The following is an 18,303-nucleotide window of genomic DNA, read 5'->3' as shown; positions in this document are numbered from 1 at the left end:
GGAAACGGTCAATGGATTTCAGCGAAGATCCGGTGCTTGACGCCATTCGAACCACCGTTCAACGGGTCTACGAATCCGAGATCGCCCCCAATATCGGCCAATACGAGAGTTCCGGCGACTTTCCTTACAGCATCATCCGGGCAATGGGCGATGCGGGTCTGTTCGGCGCCGCTTTCCCGGACGAGTTTGGGGGAACCGGGGCCGGTTTCGCTGCCGTTGCCGCCATCGCAGAGGAGATTTCCCGGCTCTCGCCCGGATTCGGCTATGCGATGAACATGCAGGCCATGACCTGTCCGTTCACGATCTTCAACTGGGGCACGCCGGAACAAGCGCGAAAATACGTGCCTGAGCTCATCTCCGGCCGGAAAATCGGCATGTTCGCACTGACCGAGCCCGGCGGCGGTTCCGATCCGGGCGGCGCCATGCGGACAACGGCGCGGCGTGACGGCGAAAGTTACGTGCTGAATGGCTCGAAAATCTGGATCACCTTCTCGAACGCTGCCGATATCGGCGTGCTGTTCGCAAAAACCGACCCAGATGCAGGAAAGCGCGGTATTTCCGCCTTTATCGTCGAGCCCAAATCGGCGCCCGGATACAACGCGCGACCGATAGACATGCGGCCGCTCTCCAACTGCCTCAGATCCTGCGAAGTGTTTCTTGAGGACTTCCGCGTGCCGGTCGCGAACCGGTTGGGTGCGGAAGGCGACGGTCTAAAGATCGCGCTGAACGCGCTCGAATACGGCCGCCTGACGGTTTCCGGCCGGTTGGTCGGACTGGCCCAGGCCTGCTTTGACGAGACCCTTCGCTATGCCCGCGAGCGAGAGGTCGGCGGGCAAACCATCGGGCATTATCAAATGATCCAGCACCCGATCGCCGATGTCGCGGTCGGAATCGACGCCGCGCGGCTCATGCTGCAGCGGATGGCCTGGCTGATGGATAACGGCGAACGGTCGACCCGTGCCGCGGCGAGAGCGAAATACCTCGCCTCCGAAGTCGCGCAGAAGGCGGCCCAGACGGCCCGCGATACGTTTGCCGCCTATGCCCTCGCCGAGGAATATCCGATCAACAAGCTGACCGCCTACGTAAACATGCTAACGGTCGGCGAAGGCACGCCGAACGTGCAGCGCGTGCTGATCGCCGAGGATGCACTCGGGTTCAAGGACGCGAACCGGCATCCGGTAATGAACCCTCTCCGGAAGTCTCTCTGAAAACGGAAAGGCCGCCATATGGCGGCCTTTCGTTATTGCGTGCGCTGGTATTCGCCGTTGGCGCTTACAGCTTCTCGACGTTCACACCGACCGTGATGGCACCGATCGGCGATCCGCCGTCACTGATCGTTGCAGACAACTGAGACTGAAACGCCCCGGAGCTCTCGTCGAACTCCACCTCGTCGATGAAGACCGCGTCGGCGCCGGCTCCATAGGTTTTCTGATGCTTGCCCTCGTCGCCTTGCATGTAGTCGGACGTCGTGTCGCTCATGCCGACATTCAGGCCTTTCGCATCCATGACGAAGATTTCGGCGATCTTACCGCCCGCTTCTTCCTTCTTCTGCTTCAGCCAACCGGAAAGACTGTTGCCCGCGACCTTATTCACGAGGTCGCCGCCACCCGCCTTCGCTTCGGCCCGCCATTGCTTGTCGAGAGTATCGATTTTCCCTGCGTCGTAGCCAGAGGTTTCCGCATTCTGTGCCTTGATCGCCTCAATCACTGCAGGATCGGAAAGCCATGCCTTCACGGTGCTGTCGTAGAACGCCTTGATCTGCGGCTCGAAGTCATTCGCCTTCGCCGTCGCGGTGAATGCGAATAAAACCGCAAACAAAGTAAGTGTTTTTACAAAAATTCTCATGGGAACCTCCTCCTAAGCTGCCCACGCCATCCCGCACTAATGTTGTAAAAATTCTATTAACGTACTTTTGAGTTATGCTGTTAACGCCATTTTAATTCAAACGGCTAAAGGTTTAACCAACAAACAAAGTCAGTTCTTAAGGGCGGATACCACCATGCGCATAGGATTCAGAATTGCATCAGGTTTCGCGGTCACATTGGTCATCGCAGGCGGCGTCGGTCTAATCGGCTATTTTGGACTGAACCGCTACGATCGGGACATCACGCTCACCCTGAACCTCCTCGACGCTGTCGATACGTTCGGAGAGGCGAACAGCCAAGCGAACCTCTACGCGATGAGCCGGGATCAAAAATATTACGACCCGGCAATTGCCGGCACCCGGGAAGCGGAACAGAAGCTTTCAAATCTGGTGACCAGCGGAGGCGACGCTTCCATCGCAAAAATCGAGAAAGAACTCGAAACCTACGAAGCGAAACTCGGCGAGTTGTACACCGTCAATTCAGAAACCAGGCAGGTTACGGACCTGATGGCTGGCGAAGCACAGGCGATCAAGGAAAGCGCCACAAAGCTGAGCGCGGGTGCGGAGGAAATCTTCAATTCGAACCGCGCCGAGGAAGCGCAAGCCTCGGCCGTTCGCGACAGCAGCATGGCGATCATGAACGCTTCCAACACGCTACTTGCGGAAAGCAACGCGATCAGGGCCGCCGAAGCCGCCTATCGTCTGGACCGCACCGAAGAGGCCAGATCCTCTCTGGAAGCGGGCACGAAAAAGCTGTTCCTCGGTGCGTTATCGCTCAGGAAAGCGGCCGCCGGCACCGACGCCGAGGCGGCCGCGGGCAAAGTGGCCCAGATCACGGTCACCTACCGCAAACTATTCTCCCAACTCGTCCAAGCTGTGCAGGATAACCAGCCCGGCCTCAACGCGCTGTTCGAAGAACTTGCCGACGCCAGCGGGTCTCTCGGCAACGCGGCGGCGGAAATTCTGGCAGACCGCAAGAGTGCACTCGCCGACGCGACTGAAAGCTACAAGAGCGCGAAAACGAATAGCGAGTCGGCGACAAACGCCCGCGTTGCAACCCTAGAAATGGTCGTCGCGGCGGATCTGATGGCAGCGGAAACCCAAGCTTATATTTCAGCAGATACAGAAGAGGCGCGCACGAATAGCGAGAATGCCATCTCCGGCGCTGTCGCACGTGTGTTCTCGAAAGCGCTCGTGATCAAAAAAGCGCTTCCGGGAGAATTCGGCGATCTTGCTATCAGCGCGGCACGAGCCGCGAAGAACTTTCGTGAGCAGCTCAACGTCGTCGCGGAAACGCTCGACCGGCAAGCCGCGATCGAATCCGAGATGCGCTCGGTAGAGGCCCGGAACGCCACCCTGACCAGCAATTACAAGGACCAGAAGATCGCCGACCTCCGCGATCTCAAAGAGCAGTCGGTACTCTCGATCGTCCTCGGCACGGTCGGCGGCGTCGCACTCGGGGTCTTCCTTGCCTTCCTGATCGCGCGCAGCATCGTGCGACCGATCTCTGTCATCACCGGCTCTATGAACGGACTGGCCGATGGCGACCTCGAGAGCGAAATCCCGATGACTGACCGCAAGGACGAGATCGCCGAGATGGCGCGCGCGGTCCAGGTCTTCAAGGACAATGCGAACGAGGTTAAACGCCTGGAGCGCGAGCAACAGGACAACGAGCGCCGCTCGACCGAGGAGAAACGGCGCCAGATGACGGAGCTTGCCGACAATTTCGAACATTCGGTCAAGACCATCGCCCAGCGGGTGGCCGATGCCGGCGGAACCATGGAAGGCTCGGCCACCGAAGTGACCTCTGCCATCGCCAAGACGCACGATCAGGCGGCAGCGGTAGCGGCGGCATCGACCGAAGCGAGCGCGAACGTGCAGACCGTCGCGGCGGCGACCTCTGAGCTGACGTCCTCAATTCAGGAGATCAGCCGTCAAATCGCCATTTCCAACGAGAAGTCGCGCGATGCGTCGAACCGGGCCGGTCAATCGGTCGAATTGATGGGCACGCTTCGCAAAGCGGTCGACGAGATCACCGACGTAGTTCAGCTGATCCAGGAAATCGCCGAGCAGACCAACCTTCTGGCCCTCAACGCCACCATCGAGGCCGCCCGCGCAGGAGATGCCGGCAAAGGGTTCGCGGTGGTGGCGTCCGAGGTGAAAAATCTCGCGAGCCAGACGGCCCAGGCGACCGAGAAGGTCTCCGAAAGCGTTACCGCCATCCAGCAGGAGACCGACCGTGCCTCCACGAATATGGAGGAAGTGTCCAAGGTCATTCAGGAGCTTGGAGAAATCTCCGCAAGTATCGCCGCGGCGATGGAGGAGCAGACATCCGCCACCCAGGAGATCGCGCGGAACATCGAGGAAGCCAGCATGAGCGCGGACGATGTGGCCCGGAACATCGAGGGCGTGAATGCGAGCGCCGAAATCTCGGGCGGTGCCGCGGACGCGGTTAGCGGCCGGGCGCGTGAGCTGACCGAGCAGATCCAGAGCCTGAATCGTCAGGTCGAGGATTTCCTTTCCCAGGTCCGCAGCAAGTAATCCGGACCCGTCACTTTTTCTCGGCGCCGACTGTCCAGAACAGGCCGGCGCCGAGGATCGCAGCAGCGGTGCAGACGGCAAAGGCCAGACCATAGCCGCCGGTGAGATCGAAAAGCACACCTGACAAGAAAGCGCCGAACCCGGCCCCGATCCCCTGCCCGAAATTGGCCGCTCCGAGAATTGCTCCGATCCCGGACCCCGAGAAGCGGCGCGCCATCAGCGTGGTGATGATCGGCCCTCTCGCCCCCATGCTGAGACCGAAACACGCGATATAGATCACAAGCAGAATGCCCGTCCCGTCGGACGGCAGCATGTAGAGCGCGCCAATCGCGATCACAGTCAGGCCGTAACTCGACGTGGCCACGATCCGATGTCCGAACCGGTCTGCCAGCATGCCTGTCAGGGTCATACCGAAGAAAGACAGCATCCCCGCCGTGCCGAAGGCGAACGCGGCCTGCCGCTCGCTCATGCCTTCGCTGACCAAATAGGCCACCGATTGCAGGCTCACGCCATAGATCGACATGGCGGTTACGAAGAAGATGGCGAAGAAGACCCAGAATGCGCCGGTCTTCAGAGCGGCGAACAGGGAAGGCCCCGACTTTTCGATGCCGCGCGCATGACGCCTGGGATTGCCTTCCGCGCCTTCAGCAATCCTGCGCCAGGGCAGGAACAATACGAAGAGGCCCAGAACCACGAATACCGCGGCGTACCAGCCATAGGCCGCGCGCCAGCCCTGCTCGGCGATCAGATATTCCGCGAGCGGGGCCATCACGAGGGTCCCGACGCCGAGACCGCCATAGGTCATGGCCAGTGCGGTCGCCAACCCCTTGTCGAACCAGCGGCTCACGACGGCTTGCGCCGGCGCAAGCCCGATCAGCGCTGCGCCGAAACCGCAAAAGACCCCGATGGCAAGCTGGAAGTGCCAGAGTTCCGAGAGACTGCCCGCTGCGAAATACCCCGCCGCCAGAGCCAGCAACCCCGCAACATAGACGAGACGTCCGCCATAGCGGTCGAAGAGGTACCCCGCCAGTGGCGCGAAGAATCCGGTCGCCGCCATGAAAATCGAATAAACCGAGGTCGCGGACGAACGATCCCAGCCAAGATCGGCAGAGAGTGGGAGAAGGAAGACCGCATAGCTTTCCCCGGCCCCGCGACCGAGCGCGGTCATTCCGAGGCACAGGATCAGGACCGAAAAGGACGCGGCTATTGCCGGTCCACGAAAGAGCGGCATAAGCACTCAGCTCCGTTGAGACAATCAAACGCCCGACAGCCTAGGGACAGCCGGCTACGACCGATAGTCTCCTCAATGGCACTTCAGTCGCGCGACTTTCCGAAAAGCTGACTGAGGATCAACAGCGTCGACGAAATCACGATCATGATGGTCGAAATCGAAGCGATGGTCGGATCGATCTGATCGCGCAGCGCGTTGAACATGTTTCGCGTCAGGGTCGAATTTTCCCCGCCAGAGACGAACATGGCGATAATCACCTCGTCGAATGAGGTGAGAAAAGAGAGCAAAGCGGCGGTCAGAACGGAGAACCGGATCTGCGGCAGGGTGATTCCAAGGAACGCCGTCAGCCGCGAGGCCCCGAGGCTGCGCGCGGCCATTTCCTGGTTCATGTCGTAGCTTTTCAGCGCCGCGCTCACGACGATGAGGACGAGCGGCAGGGCGAGGATCGTGTGGGCGATGACCAGCCCGAGAAGGCTGTTCACCAGCTTGATCTGGACAAAGACATAAAAGGCCGCGATCGCGATCAGGATAACCGGGACCATGATCGGCGTGATCAGCAGGACATAGAAGAATTGCCCGAGCGGATGGCGCGAGACATGGAGGCCGTAGGCCGCGGCCACTCCGACCGGTGTCGCCAGACACATGGTGAGAAAACCGGCTTTCAAGGAAGTCCAGGTCGCATCCATCCAGGCCGGCGAGTTGACGTAATGCTCGTACCAGCGCAACGACCATTCCCGTGGCGGGAATTCGAGATATTGCGAGGCCGAGAAGGACATCGGGATGACGATCACGGTCGGCGCCACGAGCAGCACCATGATGACCGTGGAAATGATGTAGAGCCAGAGCCGCTGACCGTGCGTGATCTGGGTCTCCGAGGCGGGGCGCTTCAGCCAGTTCATCAGTGCCCTCCTCCCAGCACGCGGTTGAGATTGAGCAGACGCGAGGCCGCGAAGAGGATCCCGAGCGTGATCAGCAGCAGCACGACGCCAAGCGCGCTCGCCGCCCCCCAGTTGAAGAACAGTTCGATATTCCGGGTGATCTGGTTGGAGACCATGATCACCTTGCCGCCGCCCAGCACTGCCGGGGTGACGAAGAATCCGAGGCAGAGCACGAAGACGATGAGCGCGCCGGCGAAGAGACCCGGCAGCGAGAGCGGAAAGAAGATGTTCCAGAAGGTCTGCACCGGCCCGGCCCCGAGATTGGACGAGGCCTTCAGATAGTCCGTGCTGATCGCCTTCATCGAACCGTAAAGCGGCAGGACCAGGAACGGCAGCATGATATGGACCATACCGATCAGCGTGCCGTTGAGGTTATGCACCAGCGCCAGCGGTTCTTCCCAGAGGCCGAGTTCCATGCCCCAGCGATTGACCAGCCCCTGACGCTGCAGCAGCACCAGCCAGGCATAGGTGCGCACCAGAAGCGAGGTCCAGAACGGCAGCAGTACCGTCAGCATGCAGAGCGTCGCCGCGCGCGGGCCGAGCTGCGAGAGAAAATAGGCGAGCGGATAACCGATCAGGATACAGAGACCGGTGGTCAGGAAGCTGACCTTGAAGGTGGTCCAGAAGATCCGCGCATAGGCCTTGCTCTCCAGCATCCGCTCGTAATGCTCAAGCGAGAAACTGCCATCGTCGGAGAGAAAGGAGAGATAGAACAGCCAGCCGACCGGGATGACCATGACGATCAGGATGGTCAGCACGGCGGGCGATGCCAAGCCGAGCAGAGCCCAGCGTTCCTGCCAGTCCTGACGGTTCAGCAGCACCTCGTTGGCGCGAGGCGCGGCAGCGATGCCCGAAATCGTGCTCATGCCTCTTCGCCGGGAATAAGCACCACGTCGGCCGGCTTCAGACCGAGCGCAACGCGCTCTCCGATCGACACGGTGTCGATCGCCGCCTCGCTCCGCATCCCGGCACGGACCGCAATATCCGTTCCGTCCGCGAGGGTCACATAGGCCAACGTCGTATCGCCCTGGTAGACCAGATCGCGCACCGTTCCCGGGAAGATATTGGTTTTTCCCGGGTCGTCTCCGTTGAGGATCGTCAACCGCTCGGGACGGACGACAAGCGATAGTTCGTTGCCGTCGGGAACCTCGCCCACATCCAGTTCGACACCGGCAAAACTGATCCGGTCTCCGGACCGCTCCAGCTTGAGGAAGGTCGACTCTCCGATAAACTCGGCGATGAAGCGGTTCGCCGGGCGCTCATAGATCTGCCGCGGCGTGTCGAGCTGCATCAACCGGCCGTGATTGATCACCGCGATCCGGTCCGACATGGTCAGCGCCTCGCGCTGGTCGTGGGTGACATAGACCGTCGTCATGCCGAGCTTCTCGTGCAGATGGCGCAGCTCGATCTGCATCTGCTCGCGGAGGTTCTTGTCCAGCGCCGAAAGCGGTTCGTCCATCAGTAGAATGCGCGGGCTAAAGACGATCGCGCGGGCGAGGGCGACACGCTGTTTCTGCCCGCCGGAAAGCTGGCTGATCCGCCGCTCGCCATAACCACCGAGCTGCACCGTTTCTAGCGCCTCCTCGACGAGGCGGTCGGCCTCCGCCTTCGGTGTCTTCCGCAGCTTAAGAGGATAGGCGACGTTGGCCGCGACGCTCATATGCGGGAACAGGGCATAGTTCTGAAACACCATGCCGACACCTCGCTTATGCGGGGGCATGGTGACAATCTCGTCCTCACCGAACCGAATGCTGCCGTGATCCGGGCGGGTAAAGCCCGCGAGTGCCATCAGCAGCGTGGTCTTGCCGGAGCCCGACGGGCCCAGCAGGGTCAGGAACTCGCCGCTCCGGACCTCAAGGTCGACGTGATTGAGGGCGAAGATATCACCATAGCTCTTCGTCAGACCGGAAATCGATATCGGAAGCGCATCAAGCTTCGACATTCCCAACTCGCAGTCAGTGAAATTGTGAGAATACAGGCTGCAGCTCCAGCCGCGGCCGGGAATTAGGGGACGGCAGCGAACTGCCGTCCCCTCCCCAACGGAATAATAAGAGCCGGGTTATTCCGTGAGCATGTCCTGATACATGGCAGCGGCCTTCTGCTCCCACTTGGCGTACCAGGCGAGACTGACCGGAAGCTGCAGCTTGGCATTGTCCGGATGGGACGGCATCGCGCGCGCCATGGCTTCGTCGATCTTCCCGATCTCGTAAGCTTTCTTGTTCGTCGGGCCGTAAGTGATGTGCTCCGGCAGGTTGGCCTGGATTTCCGGCTTGCTCATCTCGGCCAGAAACTTCATGGCCAGGTCCTTGTTCGGCGCGCCCTTCGGAATGGCGAAGCAATCATAGTCGAGCAGCGCCTGATTGAAGGTATAGGCCACCTTCGCACCGTCCTTTTTGGCGACGTCGAAACGGCCGTTCCAGCCGGTGGTCATGTCAACCTCGCCGTCCTTCATGAGCTGGGCATGCTGGGCGCCGGACTTCCACCAGACAGCGACATGCGGCTTCAGCTCACGGATCTTGTCGAGCGCGCGCTTGATGCCTTCCTCGCTGTCGAGGACCTTGTATACGTCTTCCGGCGCCACGCCGTCGGCCATCAGCGCCGGCTCAAGCGCACCGGCGACCTTGTTGCGGTAGGCGCGCTTGCCCGGGAACTTCTTCACGTCCCAGAAATCGGCCCAGCTGCCCGGCCCCTTGTCGCCGAAGGTCGAGGTATTGAAGGCCATCACCGTCGAGAACACATCGCTGCCGACGCAGTAATCCGTGTAGAGCCCCGGATAGAAGGTCGAGACATCGACCACGCCGAAATCGATTTTTTCGAGCAGTCCTTCCGCCGCAGCCCGCGCCGCGCTGCCGGACCCGCTGGAGACCATGTCCCAGCCGACCGCGCCGGCCTTCACCTTAAGGCGCACGTCAGACATGCCGCCATAGGTCTCTTCCTTCACGGTGATCCCGAGCGCCTTGGCGGCAGGCTGGAACAGGGCGAGACTCTGCGCATTTTGATAGGAGCCGCCCCAGGAAGCGACGGTCACGGAATCCGCCAAGGCGGGAAGCGCAACCGCGGACAGAGCCACGGCGCCGACGGCCGCGGTCAACAGGCCACGGCGCGAAAAGGTCTTCTTGTTCGTCATGTGAGTTACTCCGCTGTTCGTTTCTATGGGTCTTTTCGAAGGGCGGCATCCGAGCCGGGCCCCGGGATTACTCCCAATCCTGCCCATTACAGAAAATTGAAAGACCGGATTGGCCCGCAGAACAGGTCCATTCTCGAATAAACGCCAGACCAATTCTGCGAAGAGCATGCATCCTGATGCGGGCCGCCTACCGGTTCAGGCCATCGCGCCAGCGGTAATAGGCAACCGACGCCGCGAGGAACCAGGGACGGCCGGTATAGAAGGGGCGCGTCGGGAAACCGATCCCGTCGAAGGCAGTACTCCCCTCTTTGAGACCCAGAATCTGCTGTGCGGCGCGCATTCCCAGATACCCCGACATGGATACACCAGAGCCGCAGTATCCCATCGCAAAGTGGACATTTTCATTACAGCCCACATGCGCCAGCGTATCGAAGGTATAGGCAACGAAACCCATCCAGGAATGACTGACCCGGACATCCGCCAGTTCCGGGAAGATCCCGGCCAGATCGCGGCGGAGCAAAGGTGCGCTTTTCAGCGGATCGGTCTCGCCCGCGGATACACGTCCGCCAAAGAGAATTCGACTCCGGTCCGGCGAGGCCCGGTAATAGTAGACGACCTTGCGACTGTCCCCGAGCATTCGGTCGGTCGGCAAAAGCCGGTCCATCTGCTCTTTGGGAAGCGCTTCGGTGGCGATGATATAGCTGCCGATCGGAATGACCCGGCGGCGCTGCCAGCCGGACTCCGGACCGACATATCCATTGCTGGCCACGAGCACGTTGCGCGCCCGCACCGGTCCCCGAGGCGTCTTCACGACGAAGCCCGGGGCGCTCTGCTCTATCTCAGTGACCGGGCAATGCGTAGCGATCTGCACGCTGGCCTCACGGACCCGTGCGAGGAGACCCGCGTGGAACTTCGCCGGATCTAGAGAGGCGGTGCTCTCGTTCACAACGCCGCCGTAATAGGCATCCGTTCCGATCTCCGCATGCTGCTCTGCCTGCGTCACCACGCGCAGCGGTTCCTCAAGCCCCTCGGGCTGGTTCTCCGCCGCACGCGCCATCTTCTCGAATTGTGCCGGGTTGTGCGCCGCCGTGAATTTTCCCGGGACAGCGAAATCGCAGTCAATCTTCTCGGCGGCGACAAAATCCGTGATCCAGTCGAGCGCGTTTGCGCCCTCGCGGATGATCCCGAACGCGGTGTTGGAACCATAGCGCCGCGTCAGTTCCTCGTAGCCGGGCTTGATCGAGCGGCTGATCTGGCCCCCGTTCCTGGTACTGCAGCCCCAGCCCGCATCCTCGGCATCGAACACGAGGACCAACCGCCCTGCCCTTGCAAGCTCAAGCGCCGCCGACAACCCCGTATAGCCGGAGCCGACGACCGCAACATCCACCTGCCCAGGCAGATCCGTCCACCCGACATCCGGGCGCGAGGTTTCGGTCCACCAATAGGGATCGGTGGTGAAGTTTTCGGTAAAAATGTTCTGCTGCATTTCTGCTCCGGTCGCGCTCAATCGAGTTCGGAACATTCATACTGCGCACGCTCGAGCCAGTCTTGCCGGATCTCGACGCCCCAACCCGGTCCAGCCGGGATTTCCACCTTCCCATCCCGCGCGACCGGGAACGGGTCGTAGAGATCCTTCTGCCAGGGGTAGTAATCGAAATCCTCGATCGAGAACTCGACATAGGGTCCGGCGGACTCTATCGCGCCCATCAGATGCAGGCTGAAGACCGTCACCAGGCCGAGATTGGCCGAGTGCGGAGTACAGGCCATGCCGTACTTCTTGGCCAGCTCCGCCACATGCAATGTCCGGTGGATGCCGCCAATATAGAGAATGTCGGGTTGCAGCACGTCGACGGCATGCATCCCGGCCATCCGCCGCCAATGCGCGAGATCGCAATCCTGCTCGCCGCCGGTCACGTCGATATCGAGGGCGTCGGCGACTTCCTTCGTCCATTCGAGTTCCCAATAGGGACAGGGTTCCTCGAAATGGCAGAAGCCCTTTTCCTCCATCATCCGGCCAACCTCGATGGCCCGTTTCGGGGTGAAGCAGCTGTTGGCGTCCGCCAGCAAATCGGCCTTGCCGCCGAATGCGGCGCTCATCGCGCCGATCATTTCCTCCGTCCGGCCCGGCCATTCGTCGACGTCATGGCCGTATTCGCTGCCGATCCGGACCTTGAAGGCGTCATAGCCGCATTCGCCCTGCAGCCGTTTCAGGCGTTCCACCTCGTCAGCGGGCGTGATGTCGCGCCGCATGCTCGAGGCATAGACCCGAAACGGACGCGGCGTACCGCCGAGCAGCTCGCAGACGCTCTTGCCCTCGCGCTTGCCGTAGAGATCCCAGAGCGCGGTGTCCACGCCCGCCATGCCGCGGCGCAGATAGGCGCCGGGGAATTTATGCTCCCGCTCCGGAATGATCCGCATCAGGCCGTCGAGATCGAACGCGTCCCAGCCGAGCGCATAGGGCGCTACCTGGCGGTGTAGCACCTTGGCGGAGATATCGGAATTGTAGGTCGAAACCTGCCCCCAGCCCTGGCTGCCATCCTCTGCCGTCACGCGGACAAAGCCGACGAATTCGGTGCTAAAGGTCTCGATCTTGGTGATTTTCATGAGTGGATATCCAGAGCTTTGGCTTCCGCGCTTCGACCGCGATCAGTCTAGCGTTTTAAGTGTTTCGCTATCTTGACGACCAATTTGGACGCAATTTAAGGTCCATTTTCGAGAAAACACCAAACCAATTCGCATCCACCTTTCTCGATCTGGAGCCAGCCGCATTCATGGTGAAACGTGCCGCCGGCGCCTTGCTCAGCGCCATCCGCATCGACCATGACTCGCCACGCCTGTTGGCGACGCAGATCGCATCGTCGATCCGGGAGATCATTCTCTCTGGCGGCCTCAGGGCGGGCGAAAGGCTGCCAGCGACCCGCACCCTCGCCCGGGATCTCGGCGTCTCGCGCACGACCATGGTCGAGGTCTTCGAGCGCCTCATCGCGGAAGGATTACTGGAAGCGCGCACGGGCGCCGGAACCTATGTCAGCGACTCGGTGCGCCTCGGAGAGGACATCTCCGGCCCGCCGGAGCCCAAAACGGAGCTCGAAAGCGCGCCGGAACCATCCGTCCCGCGACCCGCCGTGACGTTCGGCGCGGACTTCACGGTGCGGCTCCCGCACACGATCCGCGCCTTCACGACCGCACTTCCCGCCGTCGACATGTTCCCGGTCGCGCAATGGACGCGGCAATCGAACAAGCATTGGCGCACGCATCGCGATCTGATGCTGGGCTACGGGAACGTCACCGGGTTTCCACCGTTGCGCCATGCTATCGCTGCTCACCTGAAGGCGAACCAGGGGATCAATTGCGAGCCGGGACAGATCTTCGTCACCAACGGTGCGCAGCACGGCTTCCATATCATCTCCAGCATGTTGCTGAAGCCGGGCGACAAGGTCTGGTTCGAGAACCCCGGCGCGATCGGCGCGCAGAACGCGATCAGGGCGGCGGGAGGCGATCTCGTGCCCTTGCCAATCGACGGAGACGGCCTCGATGTGGCGGAGGGGCTGCGACAGGCACCCGGCTTCCGGCTCGCCTTCGTCACGCCGCTGCACCAGCAACCGCTCGGCGTCACCATGAGCCTGGAGCGCCGCTTCGTCCTGCTCAACGCGGCCGAAAGCGCCGATGCCTGGATCATCGAGGACGACTACGACGGCGAGTTCTATTATGGGACCCACCCCATCCCGACACTGAAGAGCATCGACCACGCAGACCGGGTCTTCTATGTCGGCACCTTTTCCAAGACTCTCTTCCCGGCACTCCGGCTCGGCTACATCCTGGCCCCGCCTCCGTTCGTGCCTGTCCTGGAGCATCTCTTCGAGACCTATCTTCCGACCGCGCCGCTCAACAGCCAGGCGGTCGTTGCCGGTTTCATGGATGAAGGACACTTCGCCACCCACCTGCGCCGGATGCGGCGGATCTATACCGAGCGCTACCAAGTCCTTATGGACTGCGCGTCGAAGCATCTTCCGGGCCTGCTCACCCTTAAGCCGACGGATACCGGCCTCCATACGACCGGCCGGCTCGCCACGGGCCTCGACGAGAATGCCGTCACCAGGGCGGCGGATGCGGACGGGATCACCGTGACGCCTTTCGGACGCTACGCGATGACGCCCCTGGACAAGACCGGACTGGTACTCGGCTTTAGCGGTGTGCCGCCGGAAGACATCGAACACGGCGTCAAGCGGCTCGCCGGCATTCTCGAGACCGAACTCAGCAATCAACACACGCGACCCGGAATGGAACCCTGAAAGTGACAGATCGTTTCGATTACATCGTCGTCGGCGCCGGATCGGCCGGCTGCGCGCTCGCGGCCCGTCTCAGCGAGAGCGGCCGGCACCGAGTGCTTCTGCTCGAGGCCGGGGGCGACGACCGGCAGTTCTGGATCCAGATCCCGATCGGCTACGGCAAGTCCTTCTACGACCCGTCGGTCAATTGGATGTACATGTCCGACCCGGTGCCGACGGCGGGCAACCGGCAAACCTACTGGCCGCGCGGCAAGGTGCTCGGCGGCTCCAGCTCGATCAACGCCATGGTCTATGTCCGCGGCCAGGCGGAAGACTACGAAGACTGGAAAGCGGCCGGAAATCCCGGCTGGGGCTGGGACGACGTGCTGCCGGTCTACAAGCGCATGGAGGCCCATCAGGACGGTGAGAGTGCCTGGCATGGCGGCTCCGGTCCGGTGAAAGTCACCGCGCCGCTTGAGGATTTGCACCCGCTGTGCGCCGATTTCTTCAAGGCGGGCGCCGAAGCGGGCGTTCCGGTCAATCCGGATTTCAACGGTGCCAGCCAGGAAGGCGTCGGCCCCTACCATTTCACCATCGGCAACGGTTTCCGCATGTCGGCGGCCCGGGCCTATATCTGGCCGGCGCGGCGACGTCCGAACCTGAAGATCGAGACGAATGCGGTCGCGGAGCGGCTTCTGTTCGACGGTAGGCGGGTGACCGGGATCGAATACCGCGCCCACGGCGTTCCGCGAAGTGCGACGGCCGGGGCCGAAATCATTCTCGCGGGCGGCGCCATCGGCAGCCCCGCCCTTCTGCTGCAATCCGGAATCGGCCCGGCCGAGGAACTGCGCAATCTGGGCATCGCGGTCCATACCGACCGGCCCGGCGTCGGGCGTAACCTGATGGACCATTACATCGTCGACCAGATGTTCCGCTCGCGCCGGCCCTCGTTGAACAACGAACTCGCGCCATGGTGGGGCCGCGCTCTTGCCGGCATGCGCTATCTGCTGACCCTGCGGGGACCGGTCGGCATGAGCCTGAACCAGGCCGGCGGCTTCATTCGCACCCGGCCCGACCTCTCGCGCCCGAACATGCAGCTTTATTTCTCCCCGCTCAGCTACCAGAAGGGCGCGCCGGGCAAGCGCGCGCTGATGCATCCGGATCCCTACGCGGCCTTCCTCACCAGCATCTCGCAATGCCGCCCAACGAGCCGCGGATATCTGAAGCTGCGCTCGGCGGACCCGCACGAGGCGCCCGAAATCCAGCCGAACTATCTCTCGACCGAGTTCGATCAGCAGGAAAATCTCGAGGGCTTCAAATTCATGCGGAAACTGACCGATACGCCGACCATGCGCGAGGTGATCGAAGCGGAAGTCTCGCCGGGCCCGGACGTGCGTAGCGACGACGAAATGATGGACTATTTCCGCAATACCGGCGGATCGGTCTTCCACCCTTCCGGCACCTGCCGCATGGGCCCGGATCCGGCGAATGATGTCATCCGCGAGGATTTGCGGGTGCACGGGCTTGAGAATCTGCGCGTGGCGGATGCCTCGATTTTCCCCACCATCCCCTCCGGCAACACCAATGCCCCCTCCATCATGGTCGGGGAAAAGGCCAGCGACATCATCCTCGGCAACCGCTGAGTCCAGCATTTCCGCGGCACTCGGGGAACGCCGAAAAAAATCTGTCATCCGGCGGGCGCCATGCGTTGACAGCGCAGAGGCGCCCGCATAGAAGGAGCGCAGCATACGCCGTGTTTGTGGGCTTGCCCCACGCTGATGCCCCGTGCGGAGGGGTGGCCGAGTGGCTGAAGGCGGCGGTTTGCTAAACCGTTATAGGGTTATAAGCCCTATCGAGGGTTCGAATCCCTTCCCCTCCGCCATTCTCTCTCTCGCTGTTTCCTGACTTATCGAAGCCTAGTCCTCGTTGCGCTCGGTGGTTTCCCGATCTCGTTCGTAATGCCTCTTCAGCGGAAACGGCGGCAGCCAGGATTCGCGGCGGATAGTCCAGAGCTCATAAGTCGGTGTCAGCTGATCCGGCGCATCGAGCGAACCCAGGTTCACTTCTATCTCGTCCCCGCTTTCCCCGAACACCGTCGACCCGCAACTCGGACAGAAATGCCGCCCCTGATAGGACCCGGTTTCACCTTCGATTGTCACCGCGTCCGCCGGAAAAATCGCTGAGGCGTGAAACAGCGCGCCGTGATGCTTACGGCAATCGAGACAGTGGCAAATTCCCACCCGGTAAGGACGCCCTTTCGCCTCGATGCGGACCTTGCCGCAGAGGCAGCCTCCGGTCACGGCATCCATGCTGGTCTCCTTCGCTTCCGCTTTCCTTCGGGCATGGTCCCAGCCCCATGCTCCCATATCTCACGGGCACGCTGGCGCCACGTTTGTCTCAATCGTTGTAACCCTAGGCGCATTACGGTCATCCTGCAAAAAAAGCCAAGGAGGGAATGGGGATGGCGACGGGATACCGGATCTGCTGCCTGACCAAGAACAAGTCCAACCCCGCCTATGTCGGCGCCCAGATCGCGGCAGGCCGTCTCGCTGAAAATCTTGGATGCGCCCTGACCGGAGCGTCGCCGGACACGCCGGACGATCTGGAAGAGCAGAGGGAAATTCTGGTACGCGCGATCGACAGCAGGCCGGATGCCATTCTGATCGCACCGGTTCATACCTCCGCTCTGGACCCGGAACTGCAGAAAGCGAAAGACGCCGGAATTCCGCTCTTCTACTTCGTCGCGCACTCCGCCCTTGTGACTCCCGAGTGCTTTGTAACGTCGAACAACTACGATCTGGCTCTAGAAGCGGCACGCCATCTGTTCGAGAATTTGGGCGGACATGGTCGGATAGGGCTTATCGAAGGATCGCCGCAATCTCCCACCTCCGCACCGAGAACAAAGGGATTTTGCGATGCCGCAGCAGAATATCCGGGAATCTCCATCGCGCTCCGCGAGGTCGGCCATTATCAGAGATCGGGCGGGAAAGAGGCCATGAAGCGAATTCTTGAGCGGGATAGGCAGCTCGACGGCCTCCTGGCCGCGAACGACGCGATGGCGCTCGGTGCCCTCGATGAGCTGGGCGAGACAGAAGCGTCCATGCCCGTGGTCGGTATGAATGCCATGCCGGAAGCCATCGAAGCGATCCGGTTGGGCCGCATGCTCGCGACCGTCAGTTTCGATGCTCCCGCGCTGGTATGCACGGCCCTGATGGCGGCAGTCCGACTGTTGGACGGAGAAGCGATACCGGAGCGGATCGAACTTCCCGCCGAGGTCATAGGACGGGAAAACTGTGCCGCGTGGGATTGCGCCTATGAAGAACGCCCCTTACCGAGCTGGAACGCTGCGCTCCGCTGACGGCGCATACACTCGGCCCCCGTTCCCTTTTCGCACTTGTTGGACCGGGAGCCCCGTACGCATAGGCTACGCTTTGGCGGAGGAAACTGCATGAACTCAGTCGGCATAATCGGTGTGGGGTATCTCGGAGCCTGCTTGGCCGAGGGTTTGGCCTCGGCGGGACTATCCGTGTTGCTCTCTCCCAGGAATGCAGCCCGTAGCGCGGAGCTGGCCGAACGGTTCGGATGCCGTATCGCATCCGGCAATGCGGAGGTGATCGAGCGCTCGGAAGTCGTTTTTCTCAGCACCCGGCCTGCGCAGATCGCCGAAACGGCATCTGGCCTGCCCTGGCGTGCCGATCAGGTCGTCATATCCACTGCCGCCGGGATCGGCCTCGACACCATCCGCCCGGCTGTCGCCCCTGCGACTGCCGTCCGCTCGATGCCAATCGCGACCAGTCGCCTCCGCCGCAGTCCGACCGCCTTTTATCCGGAAAATCCGACAGCGGCCGAAGTCCTGCGGAAGCTCGGCACCGCAATCCCCTTCGAAGACGAGGGCGCTTTCGAAACGGCAAGCATATTCGGCGCCTACTACGCGATGCTCTATGCCTTCTTCGACGAAATGTCGGGATGGGCCGAAATGCACGGTCTGCCGCCCGAGCCCGCGCGCCTCCTGACCGCCGGTATGGCGGATGCGGCCGCGGCCGCGGTGATCGACCGCACGGACGTCGCGCCGCGGCAATTGCTCGACGATCTACTGACGCCCGGCGGGATCAGCGAGGAGGGACTGAAGGTGTTACGGGACGCCGGTGCCCTCTCCCGCTGGCGCGACGCCATGGATGCGAGCCTCGAACGCGCCCTCGCGATCAAGGCCGTCGGGTAATCGCCTCTGCGGTCCCTCCGTAGCGATCGACATCGCATGCCGATCATTGGCGAAATCGACCGGCTGTGCGTCGAACGCGCGCGTTGACAAGACTGGCCGATCCCGCCACTCCTTG

At 61.9% G+C, this 18,303-nt stretch carries 15 protein-coding genes and 1 tRNA gene; 7 read left to right on the top strand and 9 right to left on the bottom strand.

What is annotated here, in order from left to right:
- Positions 1-11: 11 nt before the first annotated feature.
- Entirely contained in the window at positions 12-1,208 is a 1,197-nt protein-coding gene (locus NUH88_RS21610; protein ID WP_257768904.1) for an acyl-CoA dehydrogenase family protein, read from the top strand.
- Positions 1,209-1,272: 64 nt separating this feature from the next.
- On the opposite strand, the gene NUH88_RS21605 is transcribed toward NUH88_RS21610, so the two are convergent.
- Positions 1,273-1,845, bottom strand: coding sequence for a hypothetical protein (locus NUH88_RS21605; protein WP_257768903.1), 573 nt, complete (start codon positions 1,843-1,845; stop codon positions 1,273-1,275).
- Between the two features lie 154 nt (positions 1,846-1,999).
- Between NUH88_RS21605 and NUH88_RS21600 the strand changes: the two genes are divergently transcribed.
- Positions 2,000-4,405 (top strand): methyl-accepting chemotaxis protein, encoded by a 2,406-nt coding sequence (locus NUH88_RS21600; RefSeq protein ID WP_257768902.1) that lies wholly within the window; start codon positions 2,000-2,002, stop codon positions 4,403-4,405.
- Positions 4,406-4,415: 10 nt separating this feature from the next.
- Here NUH88_RS21600 and NUH88_RS21595 read toward each other — a convergent pair whose 3' ends face one another.
- The 7 genes from NUH88_RS21595 to NUH88_RS21565 form a co-directional block, all read right to left on the bottom strand.
- The gene (locus NUH88_RS21595) at positions 4,416-5,636 is read right to left on the bottom strand and encodes an MFS transporter (RefSeq protein WP_257768901.1); all 1,221 of its coding nucleotides are present in this window, start codon (positions 5,634-5,636) and stop codon (positions 4,416-4,418) included.
- 83 nt (positions 5,637-5,719) lie between these two features.
- Complete coding sequence (locus tag NUH88_RS21590) at positions 5,720-6,535, bottom strand: ABC transporter permease (protein ID WP_257768900.1); 816 nt, start codon at positions 6,533-6,535, stop codon at positions 5,720-5,722.
- Positions 6,535-7,440, bottom strand: coding sequence for an ABC transporter permease (locus NUH88_RS21585; protein ID WP_257768899.1), 906 nt, complete (start codon positions 7,438-7,440; stop codon positions 6,535-6,537). The genes NUH88_RS21590 and NUH88_RS21585 overlap by 1 nt, the downstream gene beginning before the upstream one ends.
- Positions 7,437-8,516: an ABC transporter ATP-binding protein gene (locus tag NUH88_RS21580; RefSeq protein ID WP_257768898.1), complete on the bottom strand. Its 1,080-nt coding sequence runs from the start codon at positions 8,514-8,516 to the stop codon at positions 7,437-7,439. Before NUH88_RS21580 ends, NUH88_RS21585 begins: the two co-directional genes overlap by 4 nt.
- Positions 8,517-8,633: 117 nt before the next feature.
- Positions 8,634-9,701, bottom strand: coding sequence for a polyamine ABC transporter substrate-binding protein (locus NUH88_RS21575; RefSeq protein WP_257768896.1), 1,068 nt, complete (start codon positions 9,699-9,701; stop codon positions 8,634-8,636).
- A gap of 187 nt (positions 9,702-9,888) precedes the next feature.
- Positions 9,889-11,187 (bottom strand): NAD(P)/FAD-dependent oxidoreductase, encoded by a 1,299-nt coding sequence (locus tag NUH88_RS21570; RefSeq protein ID WP_257768894.1) that lies wholly within the window; start codon positions 11,185-11,187, stop codon positions 9,889-9,891.
- A gap of 17 nt (positions 11,188-11,204) precedes the next feature.
- Positions 11,205-12,305 carry a mandelate racemase/muconate lactonizing enzyme family protein gene (locus NUH88_RS21565; RefSeq protein ID WP_257768892.1) on the bottom strand — a complete coding sequence of 367 codons (1,101 nt, stop codon included), beginning with the start codon at positions 12,303-12,305 and terminating at the stop codon, positions 11,205-11,207.
- 167 nt (positions 12,306-12,472) lie between these two features.
- Between NUH88_RS21565 and pdxR the strand changes: the two genes are divergently transcribed.
- From pdxR to NUH88_RS21550, 3 genes are all read left to right on the top strand, one after another.
- A complete protein-coding gene (pdxR, locus tag NUH88_RS21560; protein WP_257768890.1) occupies positions 12,473-13,993 on the top strand; it encodes a MocR-like pyridoxine biosynthesis transcription factor PdxR in 1,521 nt (506 codons plus the stop codon).
- Between the two features lie 2 nt (positions 13,994-13,995).
- The gene (locus NUH88_RS21555; protein WP_257768889.1) at positions 13,996-15,612 is read left to right on the top strand and encodes a GMC family oxidoreductase; all 1,617 of its coding nucleotides are present in this window, start codon (positions 13,996-13,998) and stop codon (positions 15,610-15,612) included.
- 146 nt (positions 15,613-15,758) lie between these two features.
- Positions 15,759-15,851 (top strand) — tRNA-Ser (locus tag NUH88_RS21550).
- Between the two features lie 34 nt (positions 15,852-15,885).
- On the opposite strand, the gene NUH88_RS21545 is transcribed toward NUH88_RS21550, so the two are convergent.
- Positions 15,886-16,278: a GFA family protein gene (locus NUH88_RS21545; protein WP_257768888.1), complete on the bottom strand. Its 393-nt coding sequence runs from the start codon at positions 16,276-16,278 to the stop codon at positions 15,886-15,888.
- 152 nt (positions 16,279-16,430) lie between these two features.
- Here NUH88_RS21545 and NUH88_RS21540 point away from each other — a divergent pair, with 152 nt between their 5' ends.
- Positions 16,431-17,327 carry a sugar ABC transporter substrate-binding protein gene (locus NUH88_RS21540; protein WP_257768887.1) on the top strand — a complete coding sequence of 299 codons (897 nt, stop codon included), beginning with the start codon at positions 16,431-16,433 and terminating at the stop codon, positions 17,325-17,327.
- Positions 17,328-17,417: 90 nt separating this feature from the next.
- Positions 17,418-18,188 carry an NAD(P)-binding domain-containing protein gene (locus NUH88_RS21535; RefSeq protein ID WP_257768886.1) on the top strand — a complete coding sequence of 257 codons (771 nt, stop codon included), beginning with the start codon at positions 17,418-17,420 and terminating at the stop codon, positions 18,186-18,188.
- The last annotated feature ends 115 nt before the right edge of the window (positions 18,189-18,303 follow it).

Source organism: Nisaea acidiphila (genome assembly GCF_024662015.1).
GTDB lineage: Bacteria > Pseudomonadota > Alphaproteobacteria > Thalassobaculales > Thalassobaculaceae > Nisaea > Nisaea acidiphila.
Note: the sequence above shows the minus strand (reverse complement) of the source record. Positions and strands in the feature narration are given on the sequence as shown.

What these genes read in the sequence shown, in the direction of transcription:
- NUH88_RS21610 (WP_257768904.1), top strand. Translation starts at nt 12, where the DNA reads ATGGATTTCAGCGAAGATCCGGTGCTTGACGCCATTCGAACCACCGTT.
- NUH88_RS21605 (WP_257768903.1), bottom strand. Translation starts at nt 1,845, where the DNA reads ATGAGAATTTTTGTAAAAACACTTACTTTGTTTGCGGTTTTATTCGCA.
- NUH88_RS21600 (WP_257768902.1), top strand. Translation starts at nt 2,000, where the DNA reads ATGCGCATAGGATTCAGAATTGCATCAGGTTTCGCGGTCACATTGGTC.
- NUH88_RS21595 (WP_257768901.1), bottom strand. Translation starts at nt 5,636, where the DNA reads ATGCCGCTCTTTCGTGGACCGGCAATAGCCGCGTCCTTTTCGGTCCTG.
- NUH88_RS21590 (WP_257768900.1), bottom strand. Translation starts at nt 6,535, where the DNA reads ATGAACTGGCTGAAGCGCCCCGCCTCGGAGACCCAGATCACGCACGGT.
- NUH88_RS21585 (WP_257768899.1), bottom strand. Translation starts at nt 7,440, where the DNA reads ATGAGCACGATTTCGGGCATCGCTGCCGCGCCTCGCGCCAACGAGGTG.
- NUH88_RS21580 (WP_257768898.1), bottom strand. Translation starts at nt 8,516, where the DNA reads ATGTCGAAGCTTGATGCGCTTCCGATATCGATTTCCGGTCTGACGAAG.
- NUH88_RS21575 (WP_257768896.1), bottom strand. Translation starts at nt 9,701, where the DNA reads ATGACGAACAAGAAGACCTTTTCGCGCCGTGGCCTGTTGACCGCGGCC.
- NUH88_RS21570 (WP_257768894.1), bottom strand. Translation starts at nt 11,187, where the DNA reads ATGCAGCAGAACATTTTTACCGAAAACTTCACCACCGATCCCTATTGG.
- NUH88_RS21565 (WP_257768892.1), bottom strand. Translation starts at nt 12,305, where the DNA reads ATGAAAATCACCAAGATCGAGACCTTTAGCACCGAATTCGTCGGCTTT.
- pdxR (WP_257768890.1), top strand. Translation starts at nt 12,473, where the DNA reads ATGGTGAAACGTGCCGCCGGCGCCTTGCTCAGCGCCATCCGCATCGAC.
- NUH88_RS21545 (WP_257768888.1), bottom strand. Translation starts at nt 16,278, where the DNA reads ATGGATGCCGTGACCGGAGGCTGCCTCTGCGGCAAGGTCCGCATCGAG.
- NUH88_RS21540 (WP_257768887.1), top strand. Translation starts at nt 16,431, where the DNA reads ATGGCGACGGGATACCGGATCTGCTGCCTGACCAAGAACAAGTCCAAC.
- NUH88_RS21535 (WP_257768886.1), top strand. Translation starts at nt 17,418, where the DNA reads ATGAACTCAGTCGGCATAATCGGTGTGGGGTATCTCGGAGCCTGCTTG.